General features: G+C 58.8%; 3 protein-coding genes and 1 tRNA gene. 2 read left to right on the plus strand and 2 right to left on the minus strand.

Going from position 1 to position 4,325, the window contains the following annotated elements; translation table 11 throughout:
* The first annotated feature begins 319 nt into the window (after positions 1-319).
* On the plus strand, positions 320-1,744 hold the full coding sequence (locus ABX749_RS23980; protein WP_372898222.1) for an arylsulfatase: 1,425 nt from the start codon (positions 320-322) through the stop codon (positions 1,742-1,744).
* A 393-nt stretch (positions 1,745-2,137) separates the two neighbouring features.
* Here the strand turns inward: ABX749_RS23980 and ABX749_RS23985 are convergent, their stop codons facing one another.
* Entirely contained in the window at positions 2,138-3,409 is a 1,272-nt protein-coding gene (locus tag ABX749_RS23985; protein WP_372898223.1) for a hypothetical protein, read from the minus strand.
* 100 nt (positions 3,410-3,509) lie between these two features.
* A tRNA-Cys gene (locus ABX749_RS23990) sits at positions 3,510-3,580 on the minus strand.
* Between the two features lie 483 nt (positions 3,581-4,063).
* Between ABX749_RS23990 and ABX749_RS23995 the strand changes: the two genes are divergently transcribed.
* Positions 4,064-4,325: tagaturonate epimerase family protein (locus ABX749_RS23995; protein WP_372898224.1), on the plus strand; the 262-nt coding region annotated here is incomplete at its 3' end.

The following is a 4,325-nucleotide window of genomic DNA, read 5'->3' on the forward strand; positions in this document are numbered from 1 at the left end:
CCCGCTGGGGTTCCCCTGTCCTCTGCGCCCCCACCCGGGGTGCGCTTCGCGACCCCGGGCTTTGTTGTGGCACCGCTCTGCGGTGTGCACCACAGTGCGGTGCTTAGCCCAAAAGTCGCTCAGTAATACAATCGACGTCCCCCGCGATCCTATGTCGGATCGGCGCAGCAATCCACGACAAGGCGACGCTTCTTTCCCGCTCGTTGCTTAGGTCGTGAACGTTGAATCGACTGGCCGCGATGCCGATCCCACGGCTGGATCGATGGGCTTTATACTGCGGGTCTGCCGACTCATTCCTACCCGCGCGATCGTGACACCGATGCCCCTACCACAACTCCTACGCAATTTGCCGTTCGTTCTTGGTGCATGCATCGCGCTGGCGTCCTGCACCGCCATCGCCGCCGAGGACCGACCCAACATCATTTACATCATGGTTGATGATTTGGGCTATGGCGATCTGGGAAGCTATGGCCAGAAAGAAATCCAAACGCCCCACTTGGATCGAATGGCCGCGGAAGGGATGCGATTCACGGACCATTACGCCGGCCACACGGTTTGCCGTCCGTCGCGTTTGGTGCTTTGGACAGGTCAACATGTCGGCCACACGGGGCTGACCGGCAATCGTCCGTTCTCATTGACCGGTAAAGAACAAACGGTCGCAAAGTTGCTGCAACAAGCCGGATATGCAACCGGGGGCGTCGGCAAATGGGCACTGGGTAACGTCAACGCCCCGGCGGAGATCGATAACGAAGGCCACCCCAATCGAAACGGATTCGATTATTGGTACGGCTACATGAACCAAAGCAACGCGCACAACTACTATCCGCCGTTTCTGTGGGAAAACGATCGGCAAGACTTTTTGCCCGGAAACGTTCTGATGGACGCCCCGGGCGCCCGCGGACGCGTTTCGAAAAAGAAAGAAACGTATTCGCACGACAAGTTGATCGACGCGGCGCTGGACTTCATCCAACGCAATTATCGCAGCCCGTTCCTGTTGCACATCCACTGGACCATTCCGCACGCGAACAACGAAGGCGGTCGCGTGTTGAAGGACGGCATGGAAGTCCCCGACTACGGCGTTTACGCGGACCGCCAGTGGCCGAACCCGGAAAAAGGGTTTGCTGCGATGATCACCCGCATGGATGCCGATGTCGGTCGCCTGTTCAAGTTGTTGACGGATCTTTCGATCGACGACAACACGCTCGTGATCTTCACGTCCGACAACGGCCCCCACCGAGAAGGCAATCATGATCACGAGTTCTTTGATTCCAACGGCCCGCTGAAAGGTTACAAACGGTCGATGCACGACGGCGGGATCCGCGTCCCGATGATCGCCCGCTGGCCCGGCAAGGTCGCTGCCGGAACTCAATCCGATTTGCCGTCAGCGTTTTGGGATTTTCTACCCACCGCGTGTGAGATTGCGGGAGCCGAACCGCCCGATGGCATCGATGGCATCTCGTATTTGCCGACGTTGATCGGTGAGACCGATTCCCAGCAGAAACACGAATACCTGTATTGGGCCAGCCAAGAGGGCGAAACGTCGATCGGTATCCGCCGCGGCCCCTGGAAATTGGTGCGTTACCGAAAGGATCGAGCCGGCAACGCGGATTGGCGATTGTATGACCTCCGCAGCGATCTCGGCGAAGTCAACGACATCGCTGCCGAGCACCCGGAGCAGGTCCAGGAGATCCTGTCGTTGGTCCAGCGCGACGGGTTGCCGCTGGAGACGAAAGCGAAACGTTGATGCCGTTCGTACTTGTTCCCAGGCAAGCGTCTGGGAACGCACGGTGATGGAAGCTCCCGGCCAATGCCACAAACGTTGGCGTCAAACGGGGGCTTTTGTTAGCGGCAGGGCGCGAGCCCTCCGGTCTCTCAAGACCAAACCGGACGGCTCGCGCCGTTCCGCTAACTCATTCAGCTTTTGTTAGCGGCAGGGCGCGAGCCCTCCGGTCTTTCAAGGCCAAACCGGACGGCTCGCGCCGTTCCGCTAACTCATTCAGTGCCAAAGTAAGTGGCATTGGGCTCCCGCCTCCCGGCCGCCATCGGCGTGTGGTTCCGCCAATCGAGCGCGCCACTTGAGCGCGCCGGCGGAGCCGGCGAGGGTGGCAAGCAGGATGCTTCCCCCACGTTTCGCTTGTTACTTCGTTTCCAGCCGATTGATAAACTTGCCGGGGAAATCCGATTCGCGAATCACCGTCAGCTTCTTTTTCTCGGGCTCGAAAATTACATATCTCGCCCGCGTCGGTGCGAGCAGGCTGATCGACATTTCGTCGTGCTCGCGAAGCACCACGGCCAGCTCCTCCGCAGACACACTGCGAAACGGATGATGCGACATCGCCGTTTCCAATTCGTTCCAGCTCCGTTTAGCCAGCGGATTGCGACTGATGTTGGGCGGCGGCCAAGTGATGTCGCGGTCCAGATAGGTCGGCTTGATCGCCAACACCACGTACGAATTCTCCCGGCGAGACGAAAACCACCTCAATATCTCGTCATGATCCTCCTTGTTGATTTCCAGCACCGCGGGGATTCCCCACGTCGTGTCCACCAGCGGATTTAGGATCGAACGCATCGGACGCCCGACGATGTACGGCGCCAACGAGTCACACCAATCCCGACGCGTTTCGCAGTGCTGTTCCAACACCAACAGTCGCACCAGATCGCTCGTATCGCTCAGCTCGAACCGCAGTCGCACGTCAAACAGGTAACTCGGATTCAGCGACGAAACGAAGCGTGCGTACTTCGATACCCAAGCGTCATCGACGGCCAACGACTCGTCCCAGCTCATCGGTTCGGCCAAGCGTTCGAGTGTTTCCTGATAAACGCGTTGCACCCGTTTGTTTGTCCGATCCAAGACCGCTTTCCCAATCGCGGCGGGATCATCGGGATGCAGTTGCAGCAACGTCTTGTTTTCTTCGGCGTCCTCGATCATCTGAATCAGATCGTCCGGTTCGGGCACACCGACGCTGAAATGAAGCAGCCGGTATTGCCCGTCGCAGATCGCCGTGATCGCACGTGGCGGCAATGACCGGGCGACGTCTGCCGTCAAGTTCGCCGGCAATCCCGCCACGACACGTTGGGCGATGCAGCGGTCCTTCAGGTCGGGGCGTTTGACGAACAGCTTCTGAAAGGACCGTCGAAAATTTGGGCCGCACCAAACATCCGGTCCCCCGCCGAGACGACTTTTGTCGGCCTTGTCCAGCTTGGCCTTGGTCCATTGAAATGGATCTTCGTCGGTGATCAGAAACACGATCAGCTTGGATTCAATCTCGCTGGCCGAGAGCCCCGAAAATGGCTCTCGAAACACCAGGCCGTCGACTTTGTCGGCATCGTCGACCACTTCATCGGCGACGACCACCGAGACGCCGAGCAAGAACAAGCCGGCTGCCCAACGACAAATCGAATTCCACATGCAAGCACTCCGCGAGAGGGGTAGTGCCTACCAATGTAGCAGCTCACGCGGGGCCATTGAGCGATCTCGATCGGTGTCCAAGATCACACCTCTCAAAGAGAGGCGACTAGCAGATTCGAACTGCTGTAGACGGATTTGCAATCCGCTGCCTAACCACTCGGCCAAGTCGCCTTCAACTGATGGAAAGATTAAGAAAACTTTCCCGAACCGTCAAGAACTCCCAAAACCGTCCAGCCTGCCTTTCGGGACTGACTCGGAGAATCGTTCTCGTCGTGAAGAGAGGTATCGGACGCATCCCACGCTCTCTTGAGAGACATCGGGCGAATAAAAAAAGTTCGCCGGATTTGCGTCCTCGCTCTGCAACGCCCCCGTGTCGGTCGCGGCCCGGTCGCGGACGCTCCGATCCGGCAAAATTTTTTCCCGGTTTTCTCGGCGGCAACCATGGGATGGCGGGGCCATTTTGGTGACGATCTCCGGCGCATTGTTGATGTTTCGCCAGAAATCGACCGCGATGGGTGCCGATGACGGTTTCCCTCACGCCGCTCGGCCAGACCGCTACCATGCAGGTGCTTCAAGGATCTCAGATCCGACCGTAAGCTACCCCCCAAACACCACACGATTCCCAAACGTCCCCTCCCTGCTCAATAGATCGCAATGACCATAAAGTGCACGACCCTCGGACTTGAACCCAGCTTCGGTTTCGGAGATCGAACCGGCCTCGCAACCCCCGGACACGTCGCCGCGATGAAACGTTGCGGAAAAGGGATCACGGCGATCTTCCCCCAGCAATCGATTCGCGAGATGACGCGAACCAAGCGGACGCCCGAGGGTGTGATGGCCGACGCGATGCAAGCGGCCGAGGCGGCCGGATGGGACGGCCCGATCGGAGCCGATGCCGACCACTTGAAAGTCAATC

Origin of the sequence: Stieleria sp., assembly GCF_041595215.1 — a bacterium.
Taxonomy (GTDB): Bacteria; Planctomycetota; Planctomycetia; order Pirellulales; family Pirellulaceae; genus Stieleria; species Stieleria magnilauensis.

Coding starts and splice junctions, on each gene's coding strand:
- ABX749_RS23980 (WP_372898222.1), top strand. CDS start 320: ATGCCCCTACCACAACTCCTACGCAATTTGCCGTTCGTTCTTGGTGCA.
- ABX749_RS23985 (WP_372898223.1), bottom strand. CDS start 3,409: ATGTGGAATTCGATTTGTCGTTGGGCAGCCGGCTTGTTCTTGCTCGGC.